This is a genomic window from Dietzia massiliensis (assembly GCF_018390595.1).
Taxonomy (GTDB): domain Bacteria; phylum Actinomycetota; class Actinomycetes; order Mycobacteriales; family Mycobacteriaceae; genus Dietzia; species Dietzia massiliensis.
Map to the genome: position 1 here is coordinate 1 of NZ_JAHBAV010000284.1, position 380 is coordinate 380.

Annotated in this window: 1 protein-coding gene; it reads right to left on the reverse strand. The window is 33.7% G+C overall.

Annotated features, from left to right (window positions below; all coding sequences use genetic code 11):
• Positions 1-8: 8 nt before the first annotated feature.
• Positions 9-380: chorismate-binding protein (locus KHA85_RS20580; RefSeq protein ID WP_213186720.1), on the reverse strand; the 372-nt coding region annotated here is incomplete at its 5' end.

A 380-nucleotide genomic window follows, 5' to 3' on the forward strand; every position in this document is an offset into this window, starting at 1 on the left:
TAATAAAATCATATGTTTACCTCCCTTGCAATTTTCAAGGCATTAATAACAGCTTGAGCCTTATTAATACATTCTTCAAATTCTTTTTCAGGAATTGAATCAGCAACAATACCTGCTCCACTTCTTATAAATACTTTGCCATTTTTCTTGTAAGCAATGCGAATAGCAATACAGGTATCCATATTTCCAGTAAAATCAATATATCCAATGGCTCCACCATAAATGCCACGTTTATTATTTTCTAATTTATCTATAAGCTGACAGGCTTTAATTTTAGGTGCACCAGAAAGTGTTCCAGCTGGTAGTACTGCTTCAATAGCATTTAAAGCATCGTATTTATCACTAATCTCACTGCGGATTGTAGAGCCAATATGCATTAC